Below are 18,613 nucleotides of genomic sequence, written 5' to 3' on the forward strand. Positions count from 1 at the left end.
TATTCCATCAAGCAATACACTTCTAAGGAGTTGGTATGTTCTACATCGGTGTTAGCCATTATTACGCAACAGGTGAAGGCCTCACAATGTATGTTGCTAGCGGTAGCGAAGAATCAATACGGGCAGCCATTCCAGAGTATTTTCATCTTGGGCTCACTATTTTAACCCCTTCAGAGTGGCTAAAAGCTGCTGCAGGGGACTGTGAGGATGAATATCATCAATCGGAAGCGGAAGATCTGAAAACCTATTTACCACTCTTATGGAAGCAAATTGAGGAAAGAGCGTTAGAAAGAGGATGTCATCTGGATTTTTTCATGAAGCACCATTTTAACTATGCCTAATACGGACTAGGTGGTTTCAGTGAAGATTTTATATTTTGATACGCTTAGTTTACTTTATTCGAATGAGTATTTTCAACGTAATGCAAGTGTGCACACCAAGTATAAAGAATGGTTCCATACTCGTACAAAGACACTGTTAGAAATGGTGGAACCGGATTTTCAAGCTATCGAAAAGCTAAAAAATGCAGCGTCAGAAGCGGGGCTACTACTTTACCCATTAGGGACTTTTTATAATCGTTCATACCTTATTGAACATGGTGTGTTTTCCACTGATGAATTAGCGCCTAATACAGAATTACCCTTCAGGATGCAAATGGACGACAACGACCCTGTGCGTCGGATGATAGCCCACGCACATGGATTGAATGCCCAATGGTACGCCTGCGGCGAAATTGGATCTGAAGAACTATTACAACACTATCCGGAACGTCACTTACGTGCAGAATTTGGAAAAGGAGTAACGAGTGAATTACTCGCCCAGATTCTAAGGTTAAAAGCGACCAATACGCCAAGTTTGACCGATAACATTTTACGGGACAAATGAGGGTGTTTCAAAGAAAGATCGGAACCGTAGAGCAGATTCTCGCTTCTATCAGGGGCAGAAATTACGTTGATGTATTTCCTTCTCCAGAAAGACTAAAACTGTACGAACTGTGGAAACCAGGAATTGCTCAAAAGGTACGTGATGGCGTCTTTAATCTTAGCGAGTAAAAGTGCGCTGATTTACAGCGGAGTACGGTGTTATCGCAAGATAACATTAAAAAACAAAGATTGGTTGTTTATAGAGTTTAAAACAAAAAGGCGAATGTCACTTATGAAAAAACAGGGGTTGTTTGTAATTGGGGTGTCAGTATTGGCTCTTAGTGGATGCTCAGCAACGAGTGAAGAAAAGGTAGCAATGTGCTTGGGTGAGCCTTGTATTCAAGCAAAAAAAACGGCACCAAAGCCAACATTCTACGTGAATGACAAAGAAGAGAGGTTCACTCACTTTGATGATGGTTCTGTGAGTTCACATACTTTAGAACAAGGATTGTACCGCCTCAGAGAGTATTTCAACCGCGATGGTTCACTTCAAACGCGAAATGCAAGATTCGTTGATCCTGAACGTGGTTCATTGAATCAAAAGCCAACTGGTCGCCAGTTAAAATTCAACGGTGAAGGATTCGTAGCAAGTGCGAAGTATGGATACAACTTAGAGTTCAACCGACCGACACAACTGGATAGTTTTTGGATGAAAGAGTCACATTCATTTTATCCGGCATTCAGTGCTAATGACGATTTGATCGCTATTTTATATGCGAACCGAGAAAATCAATACACCGACTATGGTGTTCGATTTGGGGTTGTCAATTTAGAGAAACCAACATGTGAATTAGGCAAACTTAGAAGTCAGGCTTATGGTAAAGTTGGTGATAAAAATATAACCTTTATCCGTAAGTGTATGAAGATAGGTAATAAAGTAGCTTCGGTACATAAACCCGCTTCAAAATCTGATGCTCAAAAGATGATAAACGCGATTGTGATGCCAATTGCTCGTTCGAAAACTGTTGTTGGTGCAAAGCTAGGTTATTTGCATATAGATATACAAGGTAGACAAGTTCCATTTGATACTCGTGGCTGGGACGATTATTACCTTAAAAACAGTGAGCTGAACGTATCTCCGTACCGATTATTTTGAACCTTAACTGTGTGATTCATAGAGATGGTTTCAATTTTCGTCGTTGCAGATCAAGATTGCGATTCTATTCTTGAAACCTCTCTTCCTATATCAGGTAGCACTGTGAACCCGTGTTATAGGTTAAAAACTTTGCGTTGCAACAGCCTCTTCAATCCACACAACCACATCATAGACAGTGCCGTGTTCATCGTCACCAAGATCATGATCAAGACTGATCTCAGTTACCTTGCCTCGCTTGAGTAATGCAATAGCTTCTTCAGGCCAGTAAACCCTATGCTATCCGTTCGGAGTTGCTCGTTCGTCATCAAGGTAAATTTTCAGATAACCTATTGTTTTTATTGGATAGCTTGGCTTGAATTGATCCAAAGTTAGTACTTTTACAACAAGCCGTTAGATTCCTGCGCCTTTGCTCTGTAAGCCCGATAATAAGTTTTTCGAAGTCTGGATCACCCAGAAAGAACGTTAACATCGGTTGGCGCCTATTCAAACTAATCTACACAATAGTATTTGTGCTCAGAGGTAATAGTCAGTCAGGTATTCAAGCAAAGAGAAAGCGACACGCTCCCTCTTTGTTCTCACCAGTAACGTAACTTAATTAGAACTCTTGAATGGATGTTAAAGGTAGGTTGGACTCTGCTAATTTCCCCTTTTATCTATAAGGGTGTGTGCTTATGACACAAGGAATTGCCATAATGCTATACGAATCAAGCGAGCGGTTCCACTAATCCCGCCACGAGAAGGAGCTGTCCTCTGGGAGCAAGGACGCCCTCGTAATTTAGCAGTAGGTTGTCAAAAGCTCCATGGTTCTAACAAGAAGTGGAAAAAGCGGTATGGTTATCATAAGCGCTCGCTGTCAGAGGCAGCAATGTATTGTTGTTAGGTGGGAAATTAAACCTAAGAAGGTACAACGTTCAGGTTGTCAAGACCTACGCTATGATCACATCGCTGAGCAAACTTACAGGGGTTGGTATGCCTGAAACTCAATATGTTGTATGAGAAGTAATCCGCATTGGACTATCATGTATTCTTACCGACCTAAGCAACAAAGCCCATGAAGACTTGAAAGTTTCCGAAAGTGGAGAGGGCATATCTAACGTTAATACCACCATCTGACCAAGCAAGGAAGCTAAAAACTACTCGACTGTGCCACATTTCGTTTCGTCAACGCTATGAAAAGTCATAATAAGTTCGAATTTTTCCACCTTTTGTCTACGCTTTAGGTAGGTTGGCTATAGAAAGGACAACAAAATGGAAAAGTTGGTATTGGTTGCGTTAATCTTCGGGCTGCCACTGCAGGCTCAGGAAAACGTCCTAACGTTCGGCATAGTTCCACAACAGTCGGCAATCACCCTCGCCAAAAACTGGGGACCGATCTTGCAGCACCTGTCTGAAGAGACTGGCTACAAAATCGTCTTTCGCACCGCCAAGGACATACCAGAGTTTGAGCAACGTGTGCTCAAAGGCGAGTACGACATCGCCTACATGAACCCTTATCACTATACGGTGTTCCATCAAAAACCGGGGTACGAAGCATTTGCCAAACAAAAAGACAAGCTGATCCATGGCATCATCATCACCAAGAGTGACAGTCCCATCCAAGACTTAAAGGATTTGGACGGTGAAACGTTAGCCTTTCCTTCGCCCGCAGCCTTTGCCGCGAGTGTCGTCCCCCGGTCGTCGTTGCAAGCTATGGGGATCACATTCACGCCGCAATATGTCTCTTCGCACGATTCGGTATACATCAACGTCGCCAAAGATTTCTTCCCTGCAGGGGGTGGAATAGAGCGTACCCTTAACAACACCGATCCGGCGGTACGCAGTCAGCTCAAAGTGTTGTGGCGCACCCCCGGCTACACACCGCATGCATTTGCGACCCATCCCGCTTTGCCGCCAGACGTAAGCGCGAAGATCGCCGAGGCGATGTTGGCACTGAATGGCGACAGCGAAGGACAAGCGCTGTTAGGGCGGCTCAAATTCAAGGGGATCGAGCCGGCGCGGGACAGCGACTGGGACGATGTCCGCGCCCTAAATATCACCTTGCTCGACAAGTATCTAACGCCTTAGGTGTGAACCATGTCACTGAGACTGAAAACCATCCTCGGAGTGGCCCTGATTGAAGCTGTGCTGTTGGCTATTCTATTGACGTTGACGCTCAATTACTTACGCACGACCAACTTTGACGGTTTGGATCAACGCGCTTTTTCCACCTCTGACTTGTTCGCCTCCACGGTCAAAAATGCGGTGCTCTCTTACGATTTGGCGACCGTCGAGTCCTTTACCCAAGAGTTGCTACGCAACGAAGACATTGTCTATGTGGCGGTGTTCGGTGAGGGTGGGCAAGTACTGTCAAGTGTCGGTTCGGTACCCAGTGATCACGATCCTTCACGCTTGGAGAAGGGCTCGCATCAAGTGACAGATGGTATTTTTGACGTCTCAAGCCCGATCGCCGAAGCTGGAATCGAATTTGGCGCGGTGTGGCTTGGCTTTGACATGTCGGCCCTTAATGCTGCCATCGATTCGGCCAAGAAATGGAGCACGCTTATCGTGGTCGGCGAAATGACCTTAGTGGCGCTATTCTCCTATATACTCGGAGCGTATCTGACTCAACGATTGAGCGAACTGCGACGGGCCGCAGACGACATCGCGGCGGGTGCTCGGGATGTCGACGTTCGCACTGACGGCCGAGACGAGCTGGCCACGGTATCGCGCGCCTTCAGTAACATGGTCGCCCAGATCAAAGTGTCCGAAGACAAAGCTGAACGCTATCATAACGAGTTGGCGGAAGCCAACGCGACATTAGAAACCCGAGTACAAAGGCGCACGCAAGCGCTGACCGAGGCCAATCATCAGTTGACGGCCACGAACGAACAACTCAAAAATACCCAAGAGAAGCTGGTCGAGTCGGAGAAACTGGCTTCGATTGGTACCATGGCTGCTGGAATGGCGCATGAAATCAACAATCCCATGGGGGCTGTGAGCAGTAACCTTCAAATGTGCCAGACCTACCTAGGTACTTACCAAAAGTGGATTGAGCGCAGTGAAGCGTTGCGCGAAAGCTGCGATGCTCAAGCTAATCAAGACCTAGAGCAATGGAAACAAGCCCATCACGTAGAGTGTCTAGAGGAAGACTTTCGTGACAGCCTGAACGACGCACTGGTGAGCGTGGACCGGGTCCGAGCGATCGTCACGGCGTTGCAACGTTACGCCACTCAGCTTCATCAACCAAAAGGCAATCGAGAGCCCATTTTGCTCAAACAGTTAGTGACTCACTGCCTGGAGACGCTGGCGCCGCCGGAGACGTTGAGTATCACTGTGAGCACGTCGCTCACTGACTTACCCCAATGGCGCGTGAACCCAGACGACTTTCGACAGTTATTCACTGAACTTCTGAGGAACGCCATTCAAGCGTGTGAGCGCAAGCCTAACCCGGAGGAAGGACAGATATCCATCGCCGTCCAACAAGACGGCCAACGTTGGGTGATCCACGTGGTAGATAACGGGGTGGGTATTGAGGCGACTGACCTCAAACGTGTGTACGATCCTTTCTTTACCACCTTACCCGTCGGCCAAGGAACTGGGCTGGGATTGACCTTTGCGTACAATATCGTGCGTCATCATGATGGGGTGATTCACGTTCAAAACCGAGATATCGACGGTGTGGTTGTCACGCTGGCCTTTCCCCTTTCACTCTCAGATCAGGCAATCAACGAGACTGAAGATAGTGCGTGATTTGCGTATTGATGTCTTTTAATTGCAGTTGAAGATCGGCCGCCATGGTGGTGATGGCAACGCTGCACACCGCGCCATTCTTACATTCCATTTCCAGGGCGAGAGCCTCTTCGGCCACTCGTTCAGCACCGATAAACTGGCTGGCCGCCTTCAGTGAATGCACCGTGCGATAGAACGTGGCGTTGACCACTGTGCCTAGAGCTGGAGCGGGCATTGTTAAATATTGATTGGCCAACCCCTGATATTCGGTGAGCAATTCTTCAACGCCCTCCTCTCCCACTAGCCCGGCAATGGTGTCTGGGGAAAAGACGTAGGTAGGTTTTGTCATAATTACTTCTCTTTCTATCGGCTCAAATGTACACGGCAATAGGCACTTCCACGGACGCTTCAATTTGTTTCAGTTTGTTGAGCAACGCCTCGTTGATCTCTTGGCCCGCAGACAGCATCATCTGGCCGTTCGGGTGATACACGTCCTGCTTAAGCACCGCGCCAATTTTAAGTTCATCAAGACCAACACATAAGTCAACGTCAGCGTTTTCCACTTCGCTCTTGAGCACTTCCAAGAAATGGCGAACCACTTCAGGATCGTAAAGAGTGCCCGCTTGTTGCTCTAAAAAGGCTCTCGCACTGCTCGGCTTGAGACGAGCGGAGTTATACAGACTCGAGACGAAAAAATCGTAATTTTTGATCACCCGTAAAATCCGGGCACCAACGGGGATAGTATCCCCAGCAAGATGATCAGGATGGCCAGTCCCGTCAAAGTTTTCATCCTGATGACGAATAATGTCTACCAGCGGGCCAAAACGCTTAATTTGTCCAACGATGGTGGCGCCTACTTCCGCGTTCGCTGGAGGAGCCAATTGGATCTGCGAACCGTCTCCTTGGCTCGTCAGTCCCTCGGACCCAGGCCTGACTCCTATCAAGCCAATTTCATGCAGCAATGCACTCAAGTAACAATGGCTCACTTGGGCTTCGGGCAGTGCCATGCGTAATGCAACCAACTTAGTATATTCGGCGACCCGATCACTATGTTGGTGTGGCTGGCCCGTAGCATGTTGAATAATGGCAGACAGAGCGGCAAGGATGTCTTTAAACGTTCGGGTACGACTGGCCAGCAGTACGCTCATCTTTTTATTAGAGTCTTGCAATGCGGCTGTGCGTTGTTTGACTTTGCTCTCAAGCGCGTTATTCCAGTCTCTCAGTTGAGCGTTCTTTTGTTGCAGTTCATCAGTCAGAGCCTGCTTTTGACGGCGCAACTCGAATAGCTCAGAGGCTTTAGACAGCGTTAGTTTTAAGCCTTCATTATCCCAAGGTTTGGCAATGTATGTATGGATCCCCCCTTCATTAACTGCTCGAATCGTCGACGCCATATCGCTGTAGCCCGTTAAAAGAAACCGAATGGAGTTAGGACGGAGCGCGCGAGCTTTAGTGAGAAATTCCGCGCCGTCCATCTCAGGCATACGCATGTCAGAGATGATGATCGACACGTCATGCTCTTCCAAATGAGCCAAGGCATCATAACCGTTGTTAAACGACACCACTTGATAATCAAAACGCAACACACGCGTCAAAGACTTGAGAATGTCAGGTTCGTCGTCTAAGAGTAGAAGGTGCAACTTGTCTGTGGGGGCACTGACGTCAGCATCATTCATAATTCGGCTCCTGCCACACGGTTGTCTAAAAAATACAAAAATTCGTCTAGGGGCAACGGTGGACTGACCAAGTATCCTTGGATACGTGTGCAGCCTTTGCTCCTAAGGTACTCGGCCTGACGGCGCTTCTCCACCCACTCTGCAACCACTTCCATATTGAGCGACTTAGCACTGTTGGTGATCGAGGACAAAATCACCTCATCGGATAAATTTTCACCCAAAGCACGAACGAAACGTCCATCAATTTTAACCACATCGAACGGCAGTTCACAAAGAGACTCAAAACCAGAATAACCTGTACCAAAATCATCCATAGCAATTGTAACTCCGAGAGCATGCAACTGATGGAACTGAGTTAGGGCCCGTGGATAGTCAAAGATCTGATGGGTCTCCACTACTTCGAGTTCGATATCGCTGAAAGCAACGGCAGGGTTTTGTTCAAGCTCTCTCAACGAGCGTTGGGCAAAGCCTGTAATTAACTGCTTGGCAGTGACATTAACACTCACCGTCAATGTCCCCGGTGCCCCCTTGCGCTTTAACATGTCCGCCGCATGTCGCAACATTACAATGGTCAATAAGTCGTAGAGGTCATATTTACGGATTAAATACAAAAAATCCACTGGGCTTTGATAGGAATTGTCGGGCAACCGGCGCCGAGCCAAAGCTTCGCAGTGAGTAATATCACCTGTTTCGAGTGCCAATTGTGGTTGGAAAAACGCCTCGACTTTGCCCTGCTCCAGATCTTGGATTAGGGTGCCTAATTCGGAGTACTCCTCTGCGATCGCCCGATTGCTCTCTTGCACCAACCAGTACACGTGAGCATTGATAGGTAGAGCGTTGGCTTTACTCGACAACACCTGCTGCTCATTCCACTGACCCCAATGTTTGGCCTCGCTAATGTAACAGCGCATATCGACCGCTTGAGGGTGCGCTGAACAGATCGCCTTAATTCGCTGACTTAGGATGTCAATCGTTTTATGGCCTTCGACCGAGTATTCGGTGAATGTGACAAACTTGTCATCAGCTCGATACCATATCTGGTCCGTACTTCGCTGGAGAGCGATGGCCATTTGCTGGATCAGGTTGTTACCAGAGGCTTTACCATACTTGTTGTTATAGGCGTCCAACTCAGCAATGTCGACAATGACCAGCAGCCATAGGCGGCCATTCCCCGTGAGATCAGGCAATAACGCCAAACGTCTGTCGAGCTCTCGGCGAGTCGCCATTTGAGTACGGCGGTCTCTAACTGGCTCATGGTCATGTAACGTGGTAGCGATCACCGAAGCCAGTTTGTTGGCATCCCAAGGTTTATCCACGTACTGATTGAGCACGCCAGCGTTGATGGCCGCCGTCACACTACTGAGATCAGCCTGTCCCGACAACATTATCGCGGGTACTTCTGGGTAGCGTTGCTTAACTTCTAGCAGCAGTTCGGTGCCAGTCATCCTCGGCATGCGATAATCGGTGATGATTAAATCAATGTGGTGTGCGTCGAGGACCTCGAGCGCTTGAGCCGCGTTTTCCGCCGTGTGTACGGTGGCCACTTTAAAACGCAGCTCTCGTCGCAGTGCATTGCGGATGTTCATTTCATCATCCACTATAAGAATCTCAGCAAATTCCATAACACTCCTTCCCGCCGATTGCTTTAACTGATCGAGTCGGCTGCGTCCGCCGTGGTTTTGTGCACAGGTAGAGTCAGCGTAAAGGTGGTCCCCTTACCCACTTCGCTATCCACTTCTATAGTTCCCCCGTGTGCATTGACTATCCCATACGACACGGACAAACCCAGCCCTGTGCCATCGCCGACGGGTTTGGTCGTAAAAAACGGCTCAAAGATCACCGACAAGTTTTCTTTAGGGATACCAGCACCGTTGTCTTCGATCTGAATTTGTACCAAATCGTTCGCGAGTGGTTGCACCCGCACTCGGATGACGCCGTTTTCTTGAATGGCATGACTGGCGTTAACCAACAGATTAAGAAACACCTGGTTAAGTTGCATTGGTTGGCAATAGATATTCGGCGTGTCGTCGGCGTATTCGCGCTCGACGGTAGTGGTGTATTTGATTTCGTTGTTGATGATGCGCAGAGTAGAGTCTAATCCCTGTCTGAGATCACTATAGAGCCATTCAGAATCGTCGACATGCGAGAATTCTTTCAGGTTCTTAACAATCGCCATCACTCGAGAAGAGCCCTCCAATGACTCCACGATCAGATCGGTGACGTCTTCCAGCATGTAAGTCAGCTGATACTGTTCCATCAACTGCTGTTTGTGCTCTACCAGTAGCGCGTTGCCCGAACCATCGATCGCTTTCTCCAGTGCACTCATGAAGTCTGAGATCTTGCAAAAGTAGTCATCCAACGTCTGAATGTTGGAGGTAATAAAGCCGAGAGGGTTGTTAATTTCATGGGCGATGCCCGCCGACAGTTGACCAATCGATGCCATTTTCTCCGACTGCAGCAGTTGGCTTTGAGCATTTTTAAGGTGGGATAACGCGTCTTTGAGTTCTTTTTGTTCACGGTGCAGGCGGCGAGACAGACTCTTGAGTTCTGTTTGTTGACAGGCTTGAGCTGTAAGATCGTAGACACAGATGCACACATGATCCAGAGCTCCGTCATGACCATGGATAGGGATAAACTCCAGATCCTGGAACATTTCCTCTTCTTGTCCAGATACTTGACGAGAAGATTGGAACGGCAGAACATGAGGGGCTTGCTCCCAAGACGAAAAGCTAGGCGATTCAATGACAAATGCCGTATCGATTTTACGTTTCAGTACAGCGGCGGCGCCAGAGAAAACCGACAAGACGTTTTGCCCCAGTAACGCATCTTTGGTGAGGCCCGCCCGTGACTGGAAGTACGAGTTGGCCATTACGATGGTGTAGTCTTTACGAACGATACACATCGCTACTGACAACTGGTTAAGTAAATCTGAGAGCGCAAGTTTTGCTTTCATACGTCCCCCTGCTACAACCACTCGTCCAATCGGTTTACGATGGCATTAAAACCATCTTCGGCGAAACAAATGATTGTCTTGGTTTCAAAACTTGCAGATTCGATCAAGAAGGAAACATGCAAAATAATCGCTTGCTGCCATTTATTACCAGGAATAGGTTGGCGCGCCGGAGAATACATAAACGGTGGTTGAGTCCGTGTATCCAACTCAATTTGCTCACATAGCCCTCTCAAGCTTGCGCCAGAAAGGATGTTCGACACCTCGAGCAAACTATCATGGAGCATTTGGCTATCGATAGCTTGATCATCGTCCTGCGCCAACAAACCACAGGCTATTGTCCGGCCGCCTTGCTTAGTTAATTGGGTAATTACCTCACCAGACATTTGGCCGAAAAATGGTTGCCGGGTGTAGTAATTAGCTTTGACATCACCGAGCATTCCCATCAACTGACTCGGCGAGGCGATATCAATACTGGGAATGGTCAAGGTCACTGGATGATTGAGCAAAATTGCCAGTTTACAAGCCGCCTGTCCCATAGAAATGTTGAGCAACTCTTTGAGCGAGTCTTCGTGATCGGCACTTAAGGTCGGATTCATATAATACCCACCTCGTGCAGTAGCTCTTTCAACATCGATGCATCCAGTGGCTTTTTGAGAAACGACACTGCTCCCAGTTCCATGACTTTTTGCTGAGACGTAGGCTGAATGTCTGCGCTTATCACAAACACGAAATTCCGCGCGGCCCGTTTTTTTAGCTCAGACAAAACTTCAAAGCCGTCCATGATGGGCATGGTCAGATCCAGAAACATGACGTCGGCTTTACCCTCATGGAATTTTTCAAGGGCTTCTACCCCATTTGTGGCTTCATAGACGTTATCATGCAGTTCCGGCGGCAAGGCTCTCATCACGGCTTTTCTCGACATTTTAGAATCATCTACAATAGTTACAGAAATAGTTGACATAGACTTCCCCTACTTTTCCAAAAATGACAACAAGCCCGCCAATGCGCCCAATGGCTCAGGAAGGGAATGCTGCCATTCGTCCAACGTCCCAGCGTTATGCGCTCTAGTGTAGTCGTAACAGAAGAGCACCAGTTGCCCCATTTCCCACTGATGAGGGTCAGCGACGTCGGAAGTTTGGCCGAGCGTGAGAATCGCTTCCGCCAAGGGCAAGTGGTAGCCCCACAAGATCAGTACGTAGGCACTGATCACGTCGGTGTCTCGATAGCCCACTTGCAAATCGAGCGGATTGTCGCTGTCCAACGCTTGTGTGTGACCCATCTCCTTGAGTATCAATTCCCCAATCGCGGACAACAAACACACTAGATAGACGCTGTCTTTATCTTCCGGAGACCAATGTAATTGCTGGGCAAGTGCCCCAGCAAGGTTAGCGAGCGTTTGATGGCGTGCCACGACTGCCTCATGCTCTTCATCGCTTAGTTGGCGAAAAGTCTTTCGATTCATCATAGTCATCGCAATGCCGCACACCACCTTAACGCCCAACCGAGATACAGCGGTGCTCAATGAATTGGTAGTACTTTCAAAGCCCAGATATACGGAGTTAGCAGCTTTAAGCACTTGGCCCGCTAAAGGAGGTTCATCAGCAACGATATTTGCAAGCTCTGAACTGCCACATTGCTCGTTGGCCATACACAGCTCCAGTTGCCGAACTATACTAGGCAAGACAGGCAAGTTTTCGATACCAGCTAATTTTTGGCGACAACGGGCTGAAAAAGGCAAGCCTCTTAGCCTCTCAGCACAGATGAGAATTTGCTCAAAGTCTTTATCTGAGAACGGTTTAGGTAATATAAAATGAGCCCAGTTGTTAACTAGCGCTATAATATCCACCGTCGTGTCACCAGTAATTAAGGCTCGGATGCTATTAGGAAAACGTTGGCTGACTTGCGCCAATAGCTCGTCGCCCTTTAGCTCAGGCATGACCAGATCGCTCAGAACCAAATCAGGGGATATGGCCTGTGCGTCGGTCAGAGCCCGCCACGAGGTAGGGTCTTGAATCAAAGTGATTGACCATTCGGGCTTCAAACGCTTAAGCAACCGACTGGCAGCTTTAAGCATGAACTCATCATCATCTATATAAAGCACCTGAAAACTGCTCTTTGCCATACTCTCTCGCTTATTTTTCTTTTTGATAACTATTGTTGCTGACTACAGCTTCGCCGTACACTCCTTCACTTATTTTAATCATAGACAAAAAACTGGATTTTGCCGCCAATCACTTAACAAATATCGAAAATACAGATATTGAGAACAAATCCAACCTTACTAGATCCATACAGAAATTGTTTTTTAACTTTTAAATCACCAACGATTGGCAGTTACTACTACAGGCTAATTATCGGTTAGTTAAACTTTGCTGCGAGTATAAATATAGATGAGTCCCTTTACGAACAAGTCATATGCTAAGTGAAACTGATTTTTTGAAAGGCCTTAAAGCTTGCTATCGGTTAGTCGGGATACTTGTAATAAAGGCAAGATGAGGTTAATTGCAAATGCAGTTCTAGAATAAAACCGCCCATCTTACGTGCGCGGTTTACACCTTTTTCAATGTGAACGATAGCTACTTGATACCATACTTTGCCAAAATATTATCAAAGGTCCCATTAGCTTTTATCTCTGCTAATCCCTTGTTAAAAGCAGCAATATAAGCATCATGATTTGGATTCGATAACCCTACAGTGACATGTAGTGGGTTCACAGACAACGCAGTGCTCGAGAAATCAAAATCGGCCAAATCCATTCCAGCTCCGGATAAAGTCGACTTTGCTACCAGTTCATCTTCTAAAGTGAGGTCGATGCGTTCAGCCAGCAACTTCTTAGCATTGCTGACCAAATCACTTGCTTCAGGTTTTTTGAAGTTGGTTGCTGCTAAGAATTCATCACCGTAGCCATAATTACGAACGATCCCCACGTTTTTTCCCGACAAACTGGCCATACCGCTGTACTCAAATCCGTATCCTTTGCGCATAATAAACTTGAGAGAGTTTTCAAGATATGGCTCACTGTATTTCAAATAGGAAGTGCGTTCACTAGTTAACCAAGTTGCAACTAATAGATCTACCTTACCGCTTTTGACTTCATTGAGGGCGCGGGTCCAAGGCATGATTTTAAAGTCAACAGTGTGACCTTGACTCTTAAAAGCTTCGGTTATAATCTCTACTGATATGCCTGGGTTAACGCTGTCTTTCTGAACAAACGGAGCCCATGGGTCTTGCGCAGCTGTAATGGTGGCAGCTGAGGCATTAAAATAAAGTAATGTACTGAATATAAATAATGTAATATTTTTCATAACATATCCTTTGTTTACTTTTAAACACGGAACTTAGACATGTGCTGAGCTATGCTTTGGCTAAGTTCCAAGACTTGGTCTGTCCTTTGAGCGTTCTTCGTTGCACCTGATGACACCTCGTTCGAGGCTTCTGATGCTTCCACGATCGCTTGACTGATTTCTTCAACGGCCATCCGCTGATCATCAGTTGCTTGAGAGATCTGTCCACTTCGTTCAGAAAGGATGGTGATTAGGCTCTGTACTTCACTTACCGAGCCCTGAGATTCACCAACTTGCGAAGCAGTTTTTTCAAGTAGAGTCGCGATACGTGTTAACTCTTCTTCAACCGATTTAGTGGCGCTGCCGAGTGATACTATATTTTTCTGAATTTGCTCTGTAGACTCGCTGGTTTTAACGGCAAGATTCCGCACTTCGTCAGCGACAACGGCAAAGCCCCGACCTTGTTCTCCAGCTCTTGCTGCTTCAATCGCGGCATTAAGTGCCAATAGATTGGTTTGATCTGAGATATCTTGAATGACATTTAGCACTGTGGTGATCTTCTCTCCTTCTTCTATTAAGATGTACATTTCTTTTTTCACATGCATCATATCTCTACACAGATTGATGATGGCGTTGGCACTGCTTTCAATTGTGTTATTTACGCTTGAAGCTAGGAAACTGGCTGTATGTGCTTGTTCTGCCGTTTCAGAAGCTGTTTCAGCCACGGTGGAAACCGATTGATTGAGCTTTGTCGTTGCATCTGCGACGGTTGCCAATTGATGCTTTTGTATCTCAAGCTTCTGTGCATTGGTCTTGGCCGTGACGCGGTTGGCTTGAGCTTTATCTTTCAAAACATCAGAAGATTGGTTGACATTTTGTACAATCGCTCGCAGCGATTCAGTAAAATTATTGATTCCCTCGGTGATGTCAACAAACTCTTGGTATTTCGCTGGTTCGAGCTTATTAGTCAAGTCTCCTTCTCCAGAAGCGAGATCTTTGATAACATCTGTCAGTTGAGAAATAGGTCTAATCACTGTCACCGAAAGCAGCAACACGATCACGATTGATATGATGGTATCGAGTACTATCAAATCGATTATATTGGTGTAAAGAAAGTCCGTGAGCTTGGCATCAAGAATATTAGAATCGGAAAAGACTCTCACGCTGCCGACAGCATTCTCTTCACCATATTCCACAAAAGTGAGATCAGCACTTATGCTGTTCTCTTCCAATAAAAGAGAAGAATCGCTGACTTCTAGGATCTCAATCTTGTCATCTATTACTTGCGTAGTCAGAAACAGCAAATCATTGCCATCACTATCAATAAGCTGGACCGCGGAAATCTCAGGCGATTTGAGTTCCGCAGATATTGAGACTCGAGCCGATTCCAAATCAAAATCCCATACTGCTTTGGGAAGACTAATAGCCATTCGCTGAGTCGTATTTTCAACCGAGAGTTGTAGTTCTTCAAGGAGGTTATTTTTAAACGAGTGATACTTAATGAAAGCTGACACGAGCAATACTAGTGTTAAAGAAACGATAACTTGGGCTAAAAATACTACCTTTAATTTTTTCATTACTGCCTCCTCGACTTGACAGCTATTCCAAAGTTAGCAGCTAGTTTAGCTTTAATCAATTTGGTGATTAAACTTTCATCGCATATGGGATAAATCTATGAATGTTACGGTATATGCCTTGATGCTTAGTTCGGGCTTTGTAGCGTAATTCATTTTCGAAATAGACCAGACCTATTTTGGTTGATTGTTAGGCAACACGGCCAGTTTTAGGCTCACCAAGTCCTGTTAGCTTGTTCAACGCTTTGATCACCACGTATGTTTCAGCAAATCGTGCGTTGTAATTTCTTAGACTTAACCATCCTCCAAGTAACTGCTTCACTCGATACATAGATTTTTCAGATAACGAGCGTTTGTGATAACGATAGCGTTCTTTCCAGTGCTTGTTCGAACCGTATAGCTTTTGGCAACCAACCGCTAAGTTTCTTGTATGGCCTCGTTCCCAGAATGCAGCTCCCTCTCGTGGCTGTATGAGCGCAACCGCTCGTTTAATTTGAATAGCCTTATGGCACCCCCTTGTGTCATAAGCAGCATCACCTGATATCTCAAGGATTTTCCGACGTGTTTGCTTAGGCAAATAAGGCAGCTCTTCTGCATCAGTCACCGTTGATAAGCTCAGCTCTGCGCCAATAATCTCATGAGCACTCGTATCTACTGCGAGGTGTAATTTCCGTCACACTCAGCGTTTACCATCCGTGCCATGTTTTTTACTTTCCACTCGCCTTCTCCCTAAACCTTAAGGCCTGTCGCATCGATAGCAAGGAGCTGAATCTGTCCTTTGGTTTCGTTTTGAAACTCACATTAACATCTTTGGCTCGACGACTGATACAACTGTAGTGTGGGCAGCGCAGTGGAAGCTGAGCGAGTCGAAATACAGAATCCATAACCCCTTATGTAGTACGAAGTGGCATTGAAATCATACGCTTTACCATCAAAACGGTTGTGATGGCTAAGTCACTGTAAATACGAGGTCTTTCGTGCTTGTTTTGCTTACCTTGTTTCCACTCTCTTATCGCTTGCTCATCAATCCAAAACGTCAGAGAGCCACTGTTGGTGAGAGCTTGATTGTATTGCTTCCAGTTGTTTGTTTTGTAACGAGGTTTCGACATGATACTACATACTTGAATGTAGTAGATCAGATCGTAAGCTTTGGATTTAGTTCCATCGATTTACGCAACAAAGCCAACAAATAATACAGCACTTAAAAATGCACAAAAAACTACAGCAAACAAAATGTGTTAATATATTATTAACATAATAGGTTACGGAGGATGTCTAGTGGTTGGTATAGTTAATTTGAATATAAACGAGAGTGATAATATTTATGTTGCAAAGCAACCTATTCTTAACACAATTCGAAACACTGTTGCCTTCGAGATTTTGTATCGGAATAGCTCAGACAACAGATATCCCGCCAGTATTAGACACATTGACGCAACTAAACTCATCCTTACAGAGCAATTTCTTTCATCTACAGGTTCCTTCTTAGAAGGTAAGGACGGTTTCATAAATTTCGATATAGAGGCATTGCGTGAGCGATTAGTCTTTAATTTTCCTGCGGAAAAAATTGTCGTAGAAATCCTAGAGACTTGTCCACCTGATGACGAACTCTTTGACATAATCGTTGAGCTTAACCAAGCAGACTACAGAATCGCATTGGACGATTTTGTCCCTTCACCAGAATGGGAGAGATTTTACCCTTTTGTTGATATAATCAAAATAGATATTCAAGCATACTCCTTACTCAACGCGAGCTTCTTCATAGAAGCTATGAGCCACTCGAACATAACTTTTATCGCCGAAAAAGTCGAAACCTATGAAGAGTACCAATTAGCCATTAAGTGTGGTTTCTCATTGTTTCAAGGATATTTTTTTAAAAAACCTGAAGTTGTTCAGAAAAAGAAACTATCTACTATTTTACAAACTGTGCTCGAGCTCTCGTCACTCGTAATGAGCAAGGACTTCGATTTCGCGAAAGCCACCAGAATTGTATCAAATAGCCCAGAGCTAACGTATCAACTACTTAAACACGTCAATAACACTGGACTACAACGGGAAATCAAAAATGTAGAGCAAGCTATTGTTTACTTGGGCGTTAAACGGTTACAAAATCTCTGTTCCAATCTTCTCTTACAAAATACCCCTAGTAACAAACCGCACGCACTGTCTCATTTGGCCCTATTCCGTGCCAACTTTTTACAATCGCTTACCGCTCTCTCTCATTCAGAAGAGAGACAAGGTTCTGCCTATTTATGCGGCTTACTCTCCACTCTAGATGCGATGTTGGACACCGATATTGAAACTATTACTTCGGAGTTGAGTATCGAATGCTCAGTAAAGGTCGCATTACTAATGAAAACTGGTTTTCTTGGCCTCTGTTTGCAGTGTTCTGAAGCCCTCGAAAATGAAGACTGGGATCAATTAAATAAAACGTCTAAAAGTATGAACTTGTCGTTACAACAAATCATTAGTTGTGCAGAAATCGCGTCAAAAGTAGCAGAAATAATTTTAGAAGAACCAATTAACGAAGAAAACTGTTAGTACTGCGGATTAGTCATTTTACCCTTAACTCGGCTTTATTACTTAAATCGATTGAGCCAGATAGAGAAGTTACAAGCTGATTTGGCTACACTAATTGTTCGACCTAGCCTCGTTACAACACAACTAACAGAAAGCGGTACAAACAAGTAAACTGTATTAAATCGTAGTTAACTCGCTTTCTGAAACAATGAAGACACCATACTCGAGTGGAAACTGACCAAACAAAGCAAGCGTGGAAAAACTAGCGTATTCAGCAGCTTAGCCATTATCACCACTCTAATGGTGAAACGTATTTTCTCTATGACATTGAGAGCGCTGTAAGGTTTCTAAGCTCTGTATTTAAGCTAACATCCTGCTTGTTTGCCCGTATGAGCCCCCGAGCTAAGGTAGTTGAGTTTTTTATCACCAAAGGCACAATAGTCATCTCACCACTGATGCGACTGGTCTCAATATTTATGGCGAAGACGAAAGTGAATGGGTAGGTCAAGAAGCATGGTACTAGCGTGAAGAGCAGAGCCTGGAGAAAGTTGCATATCTAACGTAACCGATGCCGAAGTGCTCCCCACTAACTCGATCAGACTGTAGTGGTCTTGCAAAAAAACTATATTAAGAGCCTACAGCTAATTCGGGTAAGTACAGAGCTGTACCACCTATGCTAGACACGCCTTTAGGAGGCTTTCCACATCTGAAGCAATTCATAATTTACTAAATTAGCAAAGCCGCAGAAACAGTTTTGTCCAACGGCGTGCCAGCTTAGTATCGGCTGACAGTGTGATCACCAAGGTATCCGTTTAAACCAATCAGAACTGTGCAGGACCAATCCGAACCAGTTTTTAGACTACATTTAAATGAATAAATTCA

General features: G+C 45.6%; 16 protein-coding genes and 3 pseudogenes. 8 read left to right on the forward strand and 11 right to left on the reverse strand.

Annotated elements, in window-relative coordinates; translation table 11 throughout:
- Positions 1-35 precede the first annotated feature (35 nt).
- From ACUALS_RS11005 to ACUALS_RS11015, 3 genes are all read left to right on the forward strand, one after another.
- Positions 36-341, forward strand: coding sequence for a hypothetical protein (locus ACUALS_RS11005; RefSeq protein ID WP_269977267.1), 306 nt, complete (start codon positions 36-38; stop codon positions 339-341).
- A 19-nt stretch (positions 342-360) separates the two neighbouring features.
- Positions 361-885 (forward strand): hypothetical protein, encoded by a 525-nt coding sequence (locus ACUALS_RS11010; RefSeq protein ID WP_331398973.1) that lies wholly within the window; start codon positions 361-363, stop codon positions 883-885.
- 141 nt (positions 886-1,026) lie between these two features.
- Complete coding sequence (locus ACUALS_RS11015; protein WP_331398972.1) at positions 1,027-2,019, forward strand: hypothetical protein; 993 nt, start codon at positions 1,027-1,029, stop codon at positions 2,017-2,019.
- A gap of 120 nt (positions 2,020-2,139) precedes the next feature.
- On the opposite strand, the gene ACUALS_RS11020 is transcribed toward ACUALS_RS11015, so the two are convergent.
- Positions 2,140-2,268, reverse strand: a complete 129-nt coding sequence (locus ACUALS_RS11020) for a cyclic-phosphate processing receiver domain-containing protein (RefSeq protein ID WP_454449252.1) — start codon at positions 2,266-2,268, stop codon at positions 2,140-2,142.
- Positions 2,269-2,686: 418 nt separating this feature from the next.
- Between ACUALS_RS11020 and ACUALS_RS11025 the strand changes: the two are divergent.
- The 3 genes and pseudogenes from ACUALS_RS11025 to ACUALS_RS11035 all read left to right on the forward strand — a co-directional run.
- Positions 2,687-3,015 (forward strand): annotated as a pseudogene (locus ACUALS_RS11025) (IS5/IS1182 family transposase); the annotation flags it as partial.
- Positions 3,016-3,267: 252 nt separating this feature from the next.
- Positions 3,268-4,083 carry a phosphate/phosphite/phosphonate ABC transporter substrate-binding protein gene (locus ACUALS_RS11030; protein WP_331398971.1) on the forward strand — a complete coding sequence of 272 codons (816 nt, stop codon included), beginning with the start codon at positions 3,268-3,270 and terminating at the stop codon, positions 4,081-4,083.
- A gap of 9 nt (positions 4,084-4,092) precedes the next feature.
- On the forward strand, positions 4,093-5,748 hold the full coding sequence (locus ACUALS_RS11035) for an ATP-binding protein (RefSeq protein WP_454448363.1): 1,656 nt from the start codon (positions 4,093-4,095) through the stop codon (positions 5,746-5,748).
- On the opposite strand, the gene ACUALS_RS11040 is transcribed toward ACUALS_RS11035, so the two are convergent.
- The 10 genes and pseudogenes from ACUALS_RS11040 to ACUALS_RS11085 form a co-directional block, all read right to left on the reverse strand.
- Complete coding sequence (locus tag ACUALS_RS11040; protein ID WP_269977273.1) at positions 5,723-6,076, reverse strand: Hpt domain-containing protein; 354 nt, start codon at positions 6,074-6,076, stop codon at positions 5,723-5,725. The genes ACUALS_RS11035 and ACUALS_RS11040 overlap by 26 nt on opposite strands.
- A gap of 22 nt (positions 6,077-6,098) precedes the next feature.
- Positions 6,099-7,400 (reverse strand): HD domain-containing phosphohydrolase, encoded by a 1,302-nt coding sequence (locus tag ACUALS_RS11045; RefSeq protein ID WP_331398969.1) that lies wholly within the window; start codon positions 7,398-7,400, stop codon positions 6,099-6,101.
- Complete coding sequence (locus ACUALS_RS11050) at positions 7,397-9,022, reverse strand: EAL domain-containing protein (RefSeq protein ID WP_331398968.1); 1,626 nt, start codon at positions 9,020-9,022, stop codon at positions 7,397-7,399. The genes ACUALS_RS11045 and ACUALS_RS11050 overlap by 4 nt, the downstream gene beginning before the upstream one ends.
- Before the next feature lie 23 nt (positions 9,023-9,045).
- The gene (locus tag ACUALS_RS11055) at positions 9,046-10,353 is read right to left on the reverse strand and encodes a sensor histidine kinase (RefSeq protein ID WP_331401867.1); all 1,308 of its coding nucleotides are present in this window, start codon (positions 10,351-10,353) and stop codon (positions 9,046-9,048) included.
- 11 nt (positions 10,354-10,364) lie between these two features.
- A complete protein-coding gene (locus tag ACUALS_RS11060) occupies positions 10,365-10,949 on the reverse strand; it encodes a chemotaxis protein CheC (RefSeq protein WP_331400857.1) in 585 nt (194 codons plus the stop codon).
- Positions 10,946-11,314, reverse strand: coding sequence for a response regulator (locus ACUALS_RS11065; RefSeq protein WP_269977278.1), 369 nt, complete (start codon positions 11,312-11,314; stop codon positions 10,946-10,948). Before ACUALS_RS11065 ends, ACUALS_RS11060 begins: the two co-directional genes overlap by 4 nt.
- Before the next feature lie 9 nt (positions 11,315-11,323).
- Complete coding sequence (locus ACUALS_RS11070) at positions 11,324-12,475, reverse strand: HDOD domain-containing protein (protein ID WP_331400858.1); 1,152 nt, start codon at positions 12,473-12,475, stop codon at positions 11,324-11,326.
- A 454-nt stretch (positions 12,476-12,929) separates the two neighbouring features.
- Positions 12,930-13,658 carry a transporter substrate-binding domain-containing protein gene (locus tag ACUALS_RS11075; protein ID WP_331401716.1) on the reverse strand — a complete coding sequence of 243 codons (729 nt, stop codon included), beginning with the start codon at positions 13,656-13,658 and terminating at the stop codon, positions 12,930-12,932.
- 20 nt (positions 13,659-13,678) lie between these two features.
- Complete coding sequence (locus ACUALS_RS11080; protein WP_331398690.1) at positions 13,679-15,214, reverse strand: methyl-accepting chemotaxis protein; 1,536 nt, start codon at positions 15,212-15,214, stop codon at positions 13,679-13,681.
- A gap of 187 nt (positions 15,215-15,401) precedes the next feature.
- Positions 15,402-16,320, reverse strand: a pseudogene (locus tag ACUALS_RS11085) (IS5 family transposase).
- 169 nt (positions 16,321-16,489) lie between these two features.
- On the opposite strand from ACUALS_RS11085, the gene ACUALS_RS11090 reads away from it, so the two are divergent.
- Together ACUALS_RS11090 and ACUALS_RS11095 are read left to right on the forward strand one after the other, a co-directional pair.
- On the forward strand, positions 16,490-17,752 hold the full coding sequence (locus ACUALS_RS11090; RefSeq protein ID WP_331398691.1) for an EAL and HDOD domain-containing protein: 1,263 nt from the start codon (positions 16,490-16,492) through the stop codon (positions 17,750-17,752).
- 186 nt (positions 17,753-17,938) lie between these two features.
- Positions 17,939-18,288: pseudogene (locus ACUALS_RS11095) on the forward strand (transposase); the annotation flags it as partial.
- Positions 18,289-18,613: the final 325 nt, after the last annotated feature.

This window comes from Vibrio sp. NH-7 (assembly GCF_053643215.1).

What these genes read in the sequence shown, in the direction of transcription:
- ACUALS_RS11005 (WP_269977267.1), top strand. Translation starts at nt 36, where the DNA reads ATGTTCTACATCGGTGTTAGCCATTATTACGCAACAGGTGAAGGCCTC.
- ACUALS_RS11015 (WP_331398972.1), top strand. Translation starts at nt 1,027, where the DNA reads ATGGCGTCTTTAATCTTAGCGAGTAAAAGTGCGCTGATTTACAGCGGA.
- ACUALS_RS11030 (WP_331398971.1), top strand. Translation starts at nt 3,268, where the DNA reads ATGGAAAAGTTGGTATTGGTTGCGTTAATCTTCGGGCTGCCACTGCAG.
- ACUALS_RS11035 (WP_454448363.1), top strand. Translation starts at nt 4,093, where the DNA reads ATGTCACTGAGACTGAAAACCATCCTCGGAGTGGCCCTGATTGAAGCT.
- ACUALS_RS11040 (WP_269977273.1), bottom strand. Translation starts at nt 6,076, where the DNA reads ATGACAAAACCTACCTACGTCTTTTCCCCAGACACCATTGCCGGGCTA.
- ACUALS_RS11045 (WP_331398969.1), bottom strand. Translation starts at nt 7,400, where the DNA reads ATGAATGATGCTGACGTCAGTGCCCCCACAGACAAGTTGCACCTTCTA.
- ACUALS_RS11050 (WP_331398968.1), bottom strand. Translation starts at nt 9,022, where the DNA reads ATGGAATTTGCTGAGATTCTTATAGTGGATGATGAAATGAACATCCGC.
- ACUALS_RS11055 (WP_331401867.1), bottom strand. Translation starts at nt 10,353, where the DNA reads ATGAAAGCAAAACTTGCGCTCTCAGATTTACTTAACCAGTTGTCAGTA.
- ACUALS_RS11060 (WP_331400857.1), bottom strand. Translation starts at nt 10,949, where the DNA reads ATGAATCCGACCTTAAGTGCCGATCACGAAGACTCGCTCAAAGAGTTG.
- ACUALS_RS11065 (WP_269977278.1), bottom strand. Translation starts at nt 11,314, where the DNA reads ATGTCAACTATTTCTGTAACTATTGTAGATGATTCTAAAATGTCGAGA.
- ACUALS_RS11070 (WP_331400858.1), bottom strand. Translation starts at nt 12,475, where the DNA reads ATGGCAAAGAGCAGTTTTCAGGTGCTTTATATAGATGATGATGAGTTC.
- ACUALS_RS11075 (WP_331401716.1), bottom strand. Translation starts at nt 13,658, where the DNA reads ATGAAAAATATTACATTATTTATATTCAGTACATTACTTTATTTTAAT.
- ACUALS_RS11080 (WP_331398690.1), bottom strand. Translation starts at nt 15,214, where the DNA reads ATGAAAAAATTAAAGGTAGTATTTTTAGCCCAAGTTATCGTTTCTTTA.